We start from the raw sequence: 15,993 nt of genomic DNA, 5'->3' as shown, positions 1-15,993 counted from the left end.
TAGTTTTAAACTTATAGTTTTAACACATATAAAAACCATAATAAATTATAATTTATTAATATCTTAAGTTTTTGGTTCATAATTATAAGAATCCTAAAAAATCAATTAAACCTAAACCCTATTTTAAAAGTATTATTTAGCACAAAAAAAGCCGAGCAATTTGCTCGGCTATTATATTATATGATTATTAATTTATTTCTTAATGAATTTTGCTGTACCAATTGCATCATTAATATTATATTTTATTAAATAAATACCAGAAGCTAAATTAGACACATCTATTGAATCACTAGTTTTATTAATGATAACCTTCATCATTTTTTTACCTAAAACATTATAAATCTCAACATTTTTAATATTGTTTGCTGCAGAAATGTTTAAGTTTCTAGAAGTAGGGTTAGGATAAAAACTCAATTCTTCTAAAGTAATCGAACTAGTACTTAAAACACTTGTATTAGAAAAGTAAATATTATCAATATAAACAGGATTTACAGCATCAGTAGCACTTAAAACAAACTGGCCAATATCATTAAAACTAATACCCAAAAATTCTGTAAAAGGTATGCTTAAAGTAACCCAAGCACCAGTTGTTGCAGTTTTTGTAACTTCAGATTCAGAATTATCAGCTCCCCAAGCTCCATCTCCATTATAATCTACTAATTTAAATTTGATTTCAGTGGCATCACTTGTCCAATAGTCTAAATTTATGTGTGTCATTGCAGTTGCATCAACAGTACCTGCTGTTGGTTCAATTCCTGTAAAATTTAAACTTGAATACTTTTTTACAGCATTTGAGGCAATAGTTTCATCTGCTAAAACTGTTGATTGACCCCAACCTGGATTCCAAGTTGATACTAAATCTGTATATGCATCACTAAAAATTGAAATTACATCAGCTTCTGCTAAAGTTGGCACAGCTGGTGCATCTGTTGGTGCTATTGCAACACTACCACCTCCTGAAGTAGCTTCTCCATTAGAAAAGTAGATATTATCAATATAAACAGGGTTTGTAGCTCCTGTAGCACTTAATACTAATTGACCAATATCATTAAAACTAATTCCAGTATATTCTGTAAGTGGAATACTTAAAGTAACCCAATCACCAGTTGTTGTTGTTTTTGTAACTTCAAATTCAGAGTTATCAGCTCCCCAAGCTCCATCACCTTTATAATCTACTAATTTAAATTTGATTTCTGCAGCATCACTTGTCCAATAATCTAAATTTATATGTGTCATAGAAGTAGCATCAATAGTACCCGCAGTTGGTTCAATTCCTGTAAAATTTAAACTTGAGTATTTTTTTACAGGATTTGAGGCAATAGTTTCATCTGCTAAAACTGTTGATTGGCCCCAACCAGGATTCCAAGTTGCTGCTAAATCTGTATAAGCATCACTAAATATTGAAATTACATCAGCTTCTGCTAAAGTAGGTGTTCCTGGAGCATCAGTTGGTGCTGTACTTGAACCTGAACCACCAGAAACAGCAGGATCTGTTAATTTTTCTGCACCAAATTTCACATTATCAATATAAATAGTACTTCCTTCTGCTCTATCTGGCATATCTTGTGTCCAATCTACAAAAATTACCAATTGACTAATGTTTGATAAATCTCCATTTGGATTGATGCCAGAAAGGTCGAAAGTTATAGTTTGCCATTCATCTACTACTGTATTTCCTACATTTTGATCTGTAATTTGAAATGTAGTTCCTCCCGTATTTGTTGCCATTTTTATACCAACAGTACCCACATAGTTTTTATTAACATCCATAGTTAATGTTAAATTTGATGGAACTGCCATATCTATTTTCCAAGTACCAAAAGCTGATTGTTCCCAACCATTATTAACACCTGCATAAAAAGCGTTGCCTGGCCCCATAACTACTTTTAAAACTTTAGAAGCTGTTGCATTAACTCCGTCTAAATCTGGATTATCTACAATTTCTGCAGCAGCTGGCTCATTATCAAAAGTAAGCCAATTAGAAGCAGTACCATCTGGACCATCATCTTCAAAATCGAAAATATATTCTTGTTGTTGAGAAAACCCTAAAGATGTAATCAATAAGGCAATTAATAAAGTAATTTTTTTCATTGTATATAGTTTAAATTAATATCATTCAATATTACCATCTATTATTTACGAATAAAATAATTTTACCCCTACAAAAAACATACATTTTTAAAAAAACAGTTAATATTATATCAAATACGCACTATCAGTACATTTAGCTTTTATAAAAAGCTAATATAAAATATGTAGAAAAAACAATAAGTAATCTTTTGTATGGGTAATGTATAGCTCTTTTATCACTTATAATCAGTAGTTTAAAAAAATACGTATGAATTTTGAAATAACTACAAAAAAAATCAGTGTAAAATTTTTTACACTGATTATTAACTTGATTTTATATTTTTATTATTTAAAACTTGAGATTTTCATATTTATCCCATAATCCCCAAAAAGCACCAACATCTCCTTCATCTCCAACTTTCCAAGATTCATCAAAAGAAGAAAAGTAAAACATTTCTAATTCATCTACCTCTGCCCAAACCTGTGAGTTTATAAAATATTTCATTGCATTAACGGCACCAGAATGCGCACCTCCTAAACTGCTTCCTTTACTTGGCCATCCTGTTTCTGTAATTATTACTTTCTTTCCATTTGCAGCTTCTTTAGCCAAACTATACATTTCATGCATATGATTTAAAGAATATTCTATACTACAACCTTCCCAATATGGGTAGCAATTGGCTAAAATAACATCGCAAGCCTCTGTAATTGCTGGTCTTTTAGAAAACTCATAATAGGCATCTACGTAACCAACTTTAATATTTGGAATTGCTTTTTTAACATTGTTAATATAAACTAGCAATTCTTGCTCTGTTAATTCTTTTCTATATAAAACTTCGTTACCAACAGCAGCAATATCAACACATCCTTCTTTTGCAAGACTAATTAATCCTTCTATTTCTTCTTTATTTTTATCTAAATCTTCACCTAGCCAAGCACCAACTAAGGTTTTTAATCCGTACTTTTTTGCAATTCTAGGAATGTGCTCACTACCTTCTATGCAAGAAAAAGAACGAATCCATTTAACATGAGGTTTTAATATTTTTATTCTTCTTTCTACTTGTTCTTCTGTAATTGTATCTCCTGGTTCTTGACCATCTTCATACATGCTAAAACAAATACCATGTATTCCATTATCTAATGTTTCTTTCCAAAGTGTTTTTAACTCAATCTCTGAATAATCATTAAACTCTATACCAATATTCTCTTTATATAAGCTCTTAGCTTTTTGAATTGAGATATGTTGTTCTTTTCTATAAGACATTTGTTGATAAACTAATTAATTATGTTTTTGCTTTCTTTTTTCTAATTCTAATCTTATTTCGCTAGCACGTTTTTCATCAATATCATAATCTTTCATAATATACATAGCTATAAGTGTACCTACAATTGGGAAAAAACAGAAAAATGTGTGTAAACCATCTACTGCAGATTGTTGGTCTATAGTTGGTAAATCTGGATTAAAACCAACTATACCAATAATTACTCCACTTAACGCGCCTGCAATAGCAAAACCAACTTTTACCATCCACCAATAAATTGCACCAAATATACCTTCTCTTCTTTTTCCTGTATTTAGTTCATCTATATCTATAATATCTGCTGTCATAGACATCATAATTGTAAATAAACTTCCAATTCCGAAAGAGAAAAATGGCAAAGCAATTATATACATCCATGGTTTACCAGGCACAAATAAAAACCATAACATTACATAACCAATTATTGATATTCCTTGAGCTACTAAAAACGCTTTTTTCTTGCCCCAGATTTTAGACATTTTGGTAATTATTGGTATTACTAAAAAAGTTGTTCCTAGTGCACCTAGACATCCAAATAATGAAACCCAAATTCCACTTTTACCTGCATCACCATTAAATAATTTGTAAACAATTACAAAAAAAGTTAATGCAGCGACTGTGTTAAATGCATTGTAAATTAAAAAAGTAGCTCCACATAATTTTCTGAATACTTTAATTTTAAAGGCTTCTTTAAAGCTATCTTTAATTTTTATTAAACTCTGACCAATGTTTGAGGTGTTTAAAGGTTCGTAATTTTTATCTAAAGTAGATTCGCTTTTAATAAATATTGCAGGTACAATAGCACAAATTGCACAAGGTATTGCTACCCAAATAGACAATTCTCTTACTGCTATTTCTGCTGATGGAAACCATTCTGGATCGTACATAATAACCCAAAACCAAGGTGCAATTACCCAAGCCCATTGCCCAATCCATTGTGCAATAGCCATAATACTTGTACGTTCATGAAAATCATCACTCATTTCATAGCCCATAGCTACATAAGGCACACTAAAAAATGTTAAGCCTAAATAAAAAACTATAGACCATAAGAAAAAATACCAAAAATTGAACTGTAATGAGTTTTCTTTAAAAAGTTGCCACATAAATATGTAAGCAATTCCCATAATAATTCCGCCAATTAAAACATATTGTCTTCTTCTACCCCATTTAGATTTTGTGTTATCAGAAATAAAACCCATAATTGGGTCTGTTATAGAATCAAAAATTCTTGGAAAGAAGTAAATTAAAGACCACATCCAGCCTGGAAAACCCAAATCTTGTACCAAAACAACCATAAAAATACCCAAAATAGCAGGAAACATTTGGTTTGCAAACATCCCTATTCCAAAAGCAATTTTTTGACCCATTGCCACTTTCCCTTTTTTTAATATTTTATCTGACATCGTTTTATCTTGGATTTAGTTTGGTTTAGTTTTTAACAACAATCGTTTGAATAGCTTGACCTTTTATAGCTATATTGATGTTTTTTTCTCCTAAAGAAAGTTGTATTGTTTTAGGAGTTTCTTTTTCATTAAAAACAACTACAGCTATTGTTCCATCAAGGTTTTCTGCAGCTGTAATCATTAAATCTTTATCCCCATTTTCAACTTCAATAACTTTTGCTTCTGGTCTTATAAATTTGCTAAAATGTGCAAGTGTATAATACAAAGGCGTAAAATAAACCTCATCTGTTTGTGGATTTACAATAACTGGTGCAATACACCAATTTTTAAACCAATTTGGCCCACCTTTGGTATCTAAAACCATATTCCAATCTACCCAACCATCAACATAATTATTTAAACAACCAATAATATCTCTGGCGTATCTATTTACAGGAGCGTATTTAGGATGTAAATATTTGTCTTTTTCAGGAGCCCAATCCCAACCCCAATCTGTAGCTTCTTTTTTCCAATACCATGCATCATCTTGCCAAACAGGAACCTGAGAATCTACACAAGCTTCTGTTTGAATTAAATATTTATTTGGCGCTTTTTGGTGTGCATACTGCAACTCTTCAGGAAAAATTTCATAAGTACTTGCATACCAATGAATGGCTGTACCATCAAAATATTTAGAAGTTGCTTCGTTTTTGTATTGAGAGTCTATCCATTCTTTTAAATGCTCTCTATTTTGATCGTATCCTAAAATTTTAACTTGATGACCATCTGCTTCTAATTTTGGCCCTAAATGATTTTGTACAAAATTGGTCATTTCATCAGGTGAATAATGCATACTTTCCCAATTATTACCATTTCCTAAAGGTTCATTTTCTACAGTAAACCCCCAAATATCTATACCTTCTTCTTTGTAAGCATCTACATATTTAGAGAAAAACAATGCCCAAGTATCATAATATTTTGGCAGTAATTTACCACCTACCCATTTGTTATTATCTTTCATCCAAGGAACTGCTGTCCAAGGAGATCCAAAAATTTTAAATCCGTCTGTAGAAGCTTTCATTGCATCTTTTATCATCGGAATTAAATCGTCTTTATCTTCTTTAATAGAAAAATGTTCTAGATTTACATCATCAGCCACAGGCGAATACGAGTATTGAGAAATTGAAAAATCGCAAGAATTCATGTGTGTTCTTGTCAATGAATAATTTGCACCTTCTGTAGAAAAATAAGCCTGAATTATCGTGTCTCTTTTTTCTTTGCTTAAACGATTTAACAAATACGCAGAAGATTCTGTAAAAGCACCCCCAAAACCAGTAATTGTTTGTCTTTTTTGTGCTGGGAATAATTTAACTTGAATGAATTCCTCTTGATTTTCATCCGAAGAAAAATCATCTAATTTTGTTAAACTATTTCCGCTTGCAGAAGTTTCGTAAACATCTACAGTTAATTGTTCTGGTTTAGGTTGACAGCTTAAAATCATAAATGATAGTAGTGTATATAAAAAATAGGTTGTCTTTTTCATAATTATTTATCTTTGATATTCTGTATTTGGAACTAAAACCGTTTTCATTAATTCTTCTTTATTTCCATTAAACGTTTTGGTAATTGGGTTACCTCCTCTTTTTAAATCTTTAAAAACTCCATCATCTACTAAATTCCAAATTGGATATTTAGCTTCACCCTTTAAAGTGAATAAACCAAAATGATTTTCTGATCCTGAAGGATTTTGTGCATCTTTCCATTGCTCATCAAAAGCTTCGAAATAAAAACAAGAAATACCTGCTTTGTTGGTCCAATTTCTTAAATGTTTGTAATACAAACCTTGTTTATATTCGTCTGTTGCTCTAGAACCATTAACTCCATAATGACCACTAGAAACTGTTGCCCAACCAGTTTCGCCAATATGAATAGTTTTGGTTGCATCTATACTTTTTACATAATCTGAAACATTTTTGTATTGCATTTTTGCAAATTCTAAAGCACGCAACATGGCATTATCAATTTTTTCTAAATCTGATAAATGCTGTTCATTTTCTGGCACTTTCCAAAATTGTGGATTGTAATGTGAGTTATGATACGCGTAAGTATGCATAGAAACATAATCTACTGCCTTTATTAAATCTTCTAAATCTTTTACTCTGTAAGTTGGGTCTCCACCACCCCAAGAAGCAAAATCATCTGAACTTGTAATCCATAAATCTTTATCTAATTTCCCTTGCTTTTTTAGGTTTTGTAAATAATTTACATGTTTTAAAATTACACTTGGTTGCACATAATAACTAGTTGCCCAACGAATCATAGCTTCATTACCAACTGCAATAATTTTTACGATATCTGGATACTTATTAGCCAAAGCTACTGCTCTATCTATTTCCTCTTTATTTTGTTCGCTTTCTATATCGTGATTAGGATCTAATTCTGTCCAAGCATTTAAACAATCTATCCAAGCACCCAACATCACATACATTTCGAAAGATGAATCTTCTTGTTTTAATTGATGAATTGCTTCTAAAATATTCGCTGCATGAGGCAATTTAGGTTGTACATTATAGGTTCTTATAATTCGAATGCCCATAGCATGCACCAACTTTAAATCTTCCTTTAATTCTGATATTGTAGGTTGATTGTCTTCTCTGGATTTTTCTCTATACCCACCATAAGATATTGCTAAATAATCTGGGTTGCCTAATATGTCTTTTGCAGTCATTTTATTCTTAATTTCTTGCTTAACTTCTTTTTTATCTTGATTTTTAGAATTACACCCAAAACCAATTATACAGCCAAAAAGGAGTATTATTATTTTTAATTTTGATTTCATTTATTGTGTGTTTCGTAGGTTAACCCAAATCCGAAAGGAAATAAAGGTTCAATTGTTTTATCCCAAAAATTGGGACCATATTTATGTTTAAAATCTTCTTCGGATTTTGGCCAAGAATGTGGTAGTTTTCCAGAAAAATTATAATCTCCAAAAAGTACTTCTGCTATTCCATCTCCTTCAGAACCTGGCAACCAAGCTGCAACAAAAGCTTCTGATTTTTGTATTTGATTAGTAACTACCAAAGGTCTACCAGACACTAAAACCACAACCGTTTTTACACCTTGTTCTTGGTAAGTTTTTATGTATTGTTGATGTGCTTCTGTTAACGTTAATTCTAACTGATTAGACTCATGACCAATATCTCCAAAAAATTCTGCATAAGGTGTTTCTCCAACAACGATGATGGCAACATCTGCATCAAAATAATTTTTTGTAGCTAGAGAATCGTACACAACTTCGGCTTTAGTTTGATTTTTAATTCCGTCTAAAATGGTAGTAGCACCTTTATAATTTTCTTTAGTTCCTTGCCAATTGATGGTCCAACCTCCAGATTGTAAACCAGCAGAATTTGCATGCTCACCAACCACCACAATTTTCTTAGCAGTTTTTGATATTGGCAGCACTTTGTCTTTATTTTTTAGTAATACTAAAGATTCTCTTACAGCCTGTTTTGCAATTTCTCTGTGTTCTTTTTTTCCGACAACATTTGCTAAAGTTGTATATGGAAAAGGATTTTTAAATAAACCCAATCTAAACTTTTGTCGTAAAATTCTTTTAACAGCATCGTCTATTCTTTGTAGAGAAACCGTTTTGTTTTCTACACCTTCTTTTAATCCTTTTTGATATCCTTCTAGATTACCATTTACAGCCATAACCATGTCTACACCTGCATTTATGATATCATTTTTACCAAACCTAGAATAGCCTTGCCAATCAGAAACTACAATCCCTTTAAAATTCATTCCGATTTTTAAAGTATCTATAATTAATGCTTTGTGTGCATGCATAGAAATATCAGAAACTCTATTAAAAGAAGCCATCACAGCACCAACATTTTGTTTGACAGCTGTTTTGTAAGGTGGTAATAAAAAACTTTCTATTTGTTGGGCGGTTAAAGATGTATTACCTCCTTCAACACCAAAATCGGTTGCGCCATCACCAATAAAATGTTTGGCAGTTGCTAAAACCGTTTCTGCATCTTTTAAATTAGCTTGTAACCCTTTTATAGCTGCTTTTGTTAACTTTTCTGTTAAGGCAGTACTTTCGGAAAAGGCTTCATAAACTCTTCCCCATTTTTCGTTAAAAGGAATAGCAACACAAGGCGAAAACACCCAATTAAAGCCTGTAGCTTGACTTTCTAAAGCCGTTATTTTTGCTATTTGTTCTATTAATTGCTCATTTTGTGTAGCTCCTAAACCAATATTATGAGGAAAAACTGTAGCTCCATTAAAAGTGTTTTGCCCATGAACAGCATCTACACCTATTAATAAAGGAATGCCTAATCTTGTATCTAAAGCTTTCTTTTGAAGTTCTATAAATCGGTTTTGCCACTCTAAAGCAGTTTTACCAGGAGTTGAACCTTCTGTATGAATAATTGAACCAATATAATTAGAAGTTATAAGCGAATCAGCAGCTTCATCAAAATGTCTTATTTGCGACATTTGGCCGATTTTCTCTCCTAAAGTCATTAACTTTAGAAGAGAATCTACCTTTTGCTCTATAATTTCTTCATCACTAACTTTTACTTCTTTATTACAGGAAAACCCTATAAATAAAAAGCAATAAATTAGATATGTATATGGCCTGATTTTCATCAAAATTATTTAACTATCGAAACTTTTATATGATTGATTTCATTTGTTCTATCGAACATTTTTGTACTTATTTCTTTGTCTAAAACCAAACTATTAAAGCCGACTTTTTTATCATCATTTAAAACTACTTCAATTTCATTTTTATCAGATAAACTGTAAATAATTGGTACTTGGCAATACGTAAATGCCAACTGATTTTCAGCAATCTTTAGTGAGGCTTTTTCGCTATTTACATTTATGTAGTTAAATGCTTTAGCCTCTTTTAAAAATTCTGAATCTTTTAATAATCTTGGATTAAAACCAACATTACCTTCTTGCACAAACACACCCAATTCGCCAAATCTACTTAGTAAATCTTCTTTTACTTGACCTGTCATTCCTGGTTGTTGTGCTCCTTTAGTTGCTGGTGTATGAGAATAGGCATCTGTTGGAAAAGCACCATACAATTCTGGTGATTTGTGCACACCAATACCTGCATTTATTTCGTAATAATGATCTAATAATCTACCAATTACTTTTTCGCTTTCGCCAAGTTTTACAGCCAACAGACAATTTTCTTGAACTGCTAATAACAGCTTAGAAACCATATGCCAATAAATAGAACCTAGTCCTTCGTAACCAAAGAAAGTTCCTGAACGACCTGTAAATGATTTATGATCGAAAATGGCTTCGAATATTGATAAAACCGTTTCTGAATCTTCAGAAGTTAAAGTTGCATAAGCTTCAGGTAAATTTGATAAAGCCTCTTTTACACTATTTGCATTGTTGAAATTTCCGTTAAAATGATAGTTTCCTAAAACATCTTTTTCTACAACTGTGGTGTTACCATCAGCAATTAATTGCTGTAATAATTTAGAGCTTGCAACTTGTTCTACTTCAATATTATTTTTTTGTGTAAACCTTGGTAAATCTTTATTCGGATATAAAATATAACTGTATTGATCTGGTCTAAACAACGCAGATGCTTTTAAACCATCTAATAAAGCCAATGCTTCTTCTGGTGATAAATAACCCGAACTTAAGGCTGCAACTTGCCCTTCTAACATTTCTGACAAGTAAGAAATAGAAACCTCATCGTCATTTTCTATTGTCATTAAATTGTAAGCATGATACATATTATCTGAACGTTTGTTTGCTCTAATACTATGCTCTAAATAACTTTTGGTAATTTCTAAAAAGTGTGCTAATGCGCTTTTTGAAATTGTGGTTTTGTTTGATGAAAATCCATTTTTATAAATCGTAGTTCTATACTCGCTTGCAGGATTTCCTAATCCATCTAAAACCGTTTTTCTTTCTTTATCTGTAACTTTTCTAGATAAAATAGCTTCATTATTTTCTAAAGTTTCTACAATTTCTGCAAATAAAGTAGCGACTTCATCAGAAATTTGTACTTCGTTTACATCCGCATTTGCGACAATTCCTTCAAAGAAATTAATGAATCTTCTTAGGTAATTTAAGGTAACCATAGATACTCCATTACCTACTAAAGCATTATTGGCGTCATTCCATTCTGGTCTTTGTGTATTTAACCAAATACCACCTTCTGGAATAAAGTTTGATACTTTAGCCAAAACTGTAACCAAAAGTTTTTCTATTAAATTAACTTTATGAACGTTGTTATTTTTATCTGTAATTAAAGAACCATCAGCACCAATTTCTGCTCTTTTTTCGTCAATTTTTGCATTTAATTGATAATCAAAATCAATAGTATCTTTTGGATTTTTTAAAATATCTGCATACGGTTTTATAATGTAAGGCACATTTGCGTACACAAAAATGTCATCATTAAACAATTCTGCTAGTTTAGAAGGATAATGTTTCTCTATAAACTCTAAGAATTTTAGCAAGTAAATTATCTGATGATCTCCCCAATAACCAATGTAAGACCAAGGATCGTGTTCTTCTATTACTTCCCAATCAAAACCACCTTTTGTAACTCTGTAAGGATTGTAACCCTCAAAAGTAGTGGCGTTTAAAAACTTGTGAATCATACTCTCAATAAATTGAGGATATGAATGTGCAAGAGTTTCCCAGTTTTGGAAAATGTCTCTCCAATTCCCTTCGTAATCTAAAATTTTAGAGCCGTCAATTTCGCTTTTTGTATTGATAGAAAACTTGTTCCAAGGTCTACTTGGATCTCCATGCCTTCTACTAAATTTTAATGGTAAATACTCTAAACACAAACGTTTAAAATCTTTATCAGCATCGTTTTCTGCCAAATTTTTAATAAAAGTTAGCGTAAATTTTTCTGGTAAATTTGCTAAAGATTCTTTTTTAACTGCAAATAATTGCTTGTTTGCTTTTGATAAATATGTTGTAAAATCATCTTTTTCTATGGTATAATTATCGTCAAAAATACCACCTCTCATAATATTAAAAAGTGTGTTAGAAAAATGTCTTGTATTAATTAATGGATCATTAGAAAGTTGTAAACCATCAGAAGCTGCAACTAAATTGATTAAATTTTTTGTACCCTCTTCAATATTGGTTTGCAATAGTTCTTCTAAACTATCATTGGTTTTAATCAACTCAGAAATACGAGTAACATCTGCAACTGTTTGATTTACATTAGCAACTTGTAACCATTTTTTTTCTGAATTACCAGCTAAATGAATATCAGCATTTATAAGATATGCGCCTTTTTCTGCTTTCATATCCACTTCTTGCTGAAGTTGTACACCTCTTCTAAAGTTATTTACTTGTAAAGATGATAATAAATAGGTTGGATTTTTTAAGCCTAAAGACCAAACTAAATTAGCTTTTAAGGCTTCACTTGGTTCTGCTTTATCAACAATAATAGCACTTAAAGCATAAATACCTAAACCTGCATCTGCTTCTAATTCGCATTTTTTATAAGCATCAACCAAATTACTTCGAATACCTTGTATGTCTGAACCTACACCATAAGGAATGATGTCTTGAAATCCGTCTAAAATAGAAATATCCAGATTTTCATCAGCATTATTGATTAAACTTGCTTTTCTAACAAAACCAAATTCATCAGAAGAACTCCATTGATATTTAAAAGTTAGGTTTAAATCTTCGTTAATTTCTTCGAAAATCACCTTGTTTCCATATTCGTTTTTGTAAACATTTCTGGTGATGTTATACAAACCTGCTTGTCTTTCAGAAAAAGGTTCCCATAAAACAGTTTTATCATTTTTGGCAATTCTAAAAATTGTTTTACAACCTGTAGTTTCTGCAAGTTCTGTAATTTTATCGTCTGTGTAATATGGAAAAATTGCGTATTCTGCATTTTTTCTTCCGGCTGTTAAACCTCCATTACTAGAAATAAACATCCAGTGATTTGAGTCTGAAACAATCGTCATAAAAAAAGGACGCATTGTATGACTATTAGATATTTTATAGTAAGATTCGTTTTCTAAAGTTACCAACTCTCCTGTTATAGCTGTATTAGGATTCGAGTTTACATTGTCTTTGTAAGAAACAGTTTTGCTCATTTTTTTCTTTATTATATTGATTTTTTCTTTTGATAATTTTTAGGCTATCGATATTTGTTTTACTCTTTTATTAAACCAGTATGTTTTGCCTGAATATTTTTAAAATAGTTTGATATAAACTCTTTTGTAAGTCCTTTTTTATAAGGATTTAGTTGATGTATTTCTTGAATTGCATAATAAGCCACTCTTGGCTTTAACACATAAAAACCTTCTTGATCTGGAGTTTCTTTTGCACAGATTCCAAACCATTCTTCGTTCATGTTTTGGCTACCTTCTGTAAAATCGAAATGATAACCTGCACTAGACCATGATGCATTATTGTCGTGAATTTCTAAGTTTTTGGTTTGCCCGTATTTCCACCAACCATCACTAAATTGAAATGTAAATCCGCCAATTGAATTATTTGCATTACCTAAGTTTGCTGCATTTAAATAAATTTCTTTCCAGTTTTCGATCATAAAATAAGCTTGCATTTTCTGATCTTCTGCATTGGTTTTTGCATTAAATGCATCTGCACCAAATTCTGTAAAAAGAATAGGTTTATTAATTTCTTTTTTTACTCTTACAAAAGCATCACCAAAAGATTTACCTCTATACATATTTGTACCAAAAATGTCTACATCTTTGCATTCGTCTGCAAACATGTCTGCAAATAATAAATCGCCATTACAAACTGCAACAGGATGATTTTTATCAATTTCTTTTATCAATTTTGCAGCTTCATTAAAGAGCTTGTACATTGGTCTTCCTCTTTTTTCGCCCATTTCTCTTTTTTGATTTTCATCATCAGGAAAGTCTTCTGTTTCTGAGCCTGCCCAAAAAAGTCCATAATTATTCTCATTCCCTAAAAGAAATAAAAGTAATCCTGGAGTATCTTTATAAGCCTTAGCCATATTAGTAACTTCTGATAATAAACCTTTTTGAGTTTCTGGGTTTCTGTAATCTGTAACAGGAATCCATTGGTTATTTATTGTATTGCCATATCTACCAAAAGAGTGATTTAACATTGTGTAAATTCCGTAGTTTTTATAGATATGAGTAATCCATTTTGATGGAATACCTGAATACACACGAATTGTATTTACGCCCATTTTTTGCAATAAACTCATTTCTGATTCTAATGCTTTTTCTATAAAATCTTCTGATTGATTCCAAAGGCTGTATTCGAAATTTGCGCCTATTGGAAAGTAATCCCAATTCATACCATTTATAAAAAAATCTTTTCCATTTACCTTTAATTTCACTCCTTGTTCATTGCTTACAACAGTAACATTATCTTTTTGTGCGCAAGAGTTTAAGGTTAGTAAAATGCTAAATAAAGCTATAAAAAGAGTTTTCATAAATTTTGAATTTTAAAAAATCTAAAACTGAATTAAGAATAAAAAAATAAGGCCAGCCAATCTAAACTGACCTTATTTAAACCAATTAAAATAAAAATATTATTGATAAACTTTTACGTAATCTATTTCCATTGTATCTTCTGTAAACCCAGCATCTACAGTACCACCAAGAGTACCACCCATTGCTATGTTAAGAATTAAAAAGAAATCTGCATTAAAAGGTAAATCTGCACTATTTGTTAATTCATAGAAAGAAACACCATCTACATAAATTTTTATTGATGCATCTGTCCACTCTAACGTATACAAATGAAACTCAGAATCTGCATTTGCAACTGAAGTTGTTGTACCATAATCTGCTTTAGATTGACTTGCTTCATCAAACCAATGACAAGTCCCTAAAGTGGTATTTTTATCACTCCCTGTTTGTTCCATAATATCAATTTCTCCACATTTTGGCCAGCCAACATCAGGAAAATTAGAACCCAACATCCAAATTGCAGGCCAAGTACCTTGAGATGCAGGTAATTTTGCATTAACTTCTATTCTACCATAGGTAAATTTACGTAATCCTTGAGATTTTAATCTTGCAGATGTATAACCTCCACTACCATCAGCTTTAGCAGTAATAATTAAAGAACCACCTTCTACTTTTGCATTTTCTGCATTATCTGTATAAGTTTGTAATTCATCATTACCCCAACCACCTGCACCTAAATCGTAGGTCCAATTAGCAGCATCTGGTGCACCATCTGTATTAAAATCGTCTTCCCAAACTAAGTTATTGTAGGTATAACTTACAGCACCTTCTACAGGTTTTGTTGATGTAAATTTATGATACCAAGCAAAACCATCTCCATCTTGAATAATTCTAACAATTAACTCATCATTCGTAACAGAAATAATATCATAAGTGCTAGAACCAACTAACCACCCCATAAAACCTCCTTCAGAGATTTCGAAACTTGTACCTCTATAAGGCTCATTATTATAAGAACCTTCTGTTGCTGCTTTTGATGTTGATGGCCCAAATGATACATTTTTAACACCAAACATAGAAGTTGCAACTGTTTCATCTTGACAAGTGTCACCAGCAACACCTAAAACATCTGCATAAGTACCAGGTACAAATGCTGGCCCAACAGTTTGCTCAAATGTAAGTCCGTTTGCAGTTCTTGTAAACACAAACTCATTATCGTACATACAGCTTTTTTCATCATCCCAAGCTTTAATTCCATTCCACCAAGCTTCATATGCAAATTCTCCATTTCCATAATCATCAGTAACAGGACCTAAACCAACGTGCACATCTTTATCTGCTTGCCAATACCATTTTTTGCTATCGCCAATGTTTGCACCACTTAAAAAGTTTTCTGCTTCTTCATCTGTAAATGAACTAAAAACCTCAACTTCTAAAGTTTCTGTTGATGATAAACCACCTGTACCATTTGCTTTTACAACAACTGTATATGTATTTACACCTACTTTAGAAAACCTTTTTGTTAACTGACCAGATGGAGATTTATCTGCAACTCCATCAAAATAAAACACATAAGATGATGCGTTCTCTGAAACAGCTGTAAAATTTACTGTTCCACTACCATCTCCATATTCTAAATCTGGATTACTCGTATCTTGACCAACAATTTCTGCAGTAATTACAATATTTGTTGGTGTTACAATTTCACCGAAATTATAGTTATCTTCTTGACAGCCAAAAAAGACCATCAACATAGAAAATAGAACTATATAAATATTTTTAAGTTTTTTCATATTTAATATT

9 protein-coding genes are annotated in these 15,993 nt (G+C 31.4%); all 9 read right to left on the bottom strand.

Annotation, left to right across the window (positions count from 1 at the left end; genetic code table 11):
* Window positions 1-192 precede the first annotated feature (192 nt).
* Window positions 193-2,091, bottom strand: a complete 1,899-nt coding sequence (locus tag ACJJVK_RS07665; RefSeq protein WP_405564831.1) for a T9SS type A sorting domain-containing protein — start codon at window positions 2,089-2,091, stop codon at window positions 193-195.
* Between the two features lie 328 nt (window positions 2,092-2,419).
* Window positions 2,420-3,334, bottom strand: coding sequence for a glycosyl hydrolase (locus tag ACJJVK_RS07660; RefSeq protein WP_405564828.1), 915 nt, complete (start codon window positions 3,332-3,334; stop codon window positions 2,420-2,422).
* 15 nt (window positions 3,335-3,349) lie between these two features.
* Entirely contained in the window at window positions 3,350-4,777 is a 1,428-nt protein-coding gene (locus ACJJVK_RS07655) for an MFS transporter (protein ID WP_405564825.1), read from the bottom strand.
* A gap of 25 nt (window positions 4,778-4,802) precedes the next feature.
* Window positions 4,803-6,299 (bottom strand): glycoside hydrolase family 30 protein, encoded by a 1,497-nt coding sequence (locus ACJJVK_RS07650; RefSeq protein ID WP_405564822.1) that lies wholly within the window; start codon window positions 6,297-6,299, stop codon window positions 4,803-4,805.
* Window positions 6,300-6,305: 6 nt separating this feature from the next.
* Window positions 6,306-7,595: a glycosyl hydrolase family 17 protein gene (locus ACJJVK_RS07645; protein WP_405564819.1), complete on the bottom strand. Its 1,290-nt coding sequence runs from the start codon at window positions 7,593-7,595 to the stop codon at window positions 6,306-6,308.
* On the bottom strand, window positions 7,592-9,409 hold the full coding sequence (locus ACJJVK_RS07640) for a glycoside hydrolase family 3 protein (protein WP_405564816.1): 1,818 nt from the start codon (window positions 9,407-9,409) through the stop codon (window positions 7,592-7,594). Before ACJJVK_RS07640 ends, ACJJVK_RS07645 begins: the two co-directional genes overlap by 4 nt.
* Before the next feature lie 5 nt (window positions 9,410-9,414).
* Window positions 9,415-12,870 carry a hypothetical protein gene (locus ACJJVK_RS07635; RefSeq protein WP_405564814.1) on the bottom strand — a complete coding sequence of 1,152 codons (3,456 nt, stop codon included), beginning with the start codon at window positions 12,868-12,870 and terminating at the stop codon, window positions 9,415-9,417.
* A gap of 59 nt (window positions 12,871-12,929) precedes the next feature.
* The gene (locus tag ACJJVK_RS07630; RefSeq protein ID WP_405564811.1) at window positions 12,930-14,210 is read right to left on the bottom strand and encodes a glycoside hydrolase family 2 TIM barrel-domain containing protein; all 1,281 of its coding nucleotides are present in this window, start codon (window positions 14,208-14,210) and stop codon (window positions 12,930-12,932) included.
* Window positions 14,211-14,309: 99 nt separating this feature from the next.
* Window positions 14,310-15,983 carry a family 16 glycosylhydrolase gene (locus tag ACJJVK_RS07625; RefSeq protein ID WP_405564810.1) on the bottom strand — a complete coding sequence of 558 codons (1,674 nt, stop codon included), beginning with the start codon at window positions 15,981-15,983 and terminating at the stop codon, window positions 14,310-14,312.
* Window positions 15,984-15,993: the final 10 nt, after the last annotated feature.

This window comes from Polaribacter sp. Asnod6-C07 (assembly GCF_045063625.1).
GTDB classification, from domain to species: domain Bacteria; phylum Bacteroidota; class Bacteroidia; order Flavobacteriales; family Flavobacteriaceae; genus Polaribacter; species Polaribacter vadi_A.
Note: the sequence above shows the minus strand (reverse complement) of the source record. Positions and strands in the feature narration are given on the sequence as shown.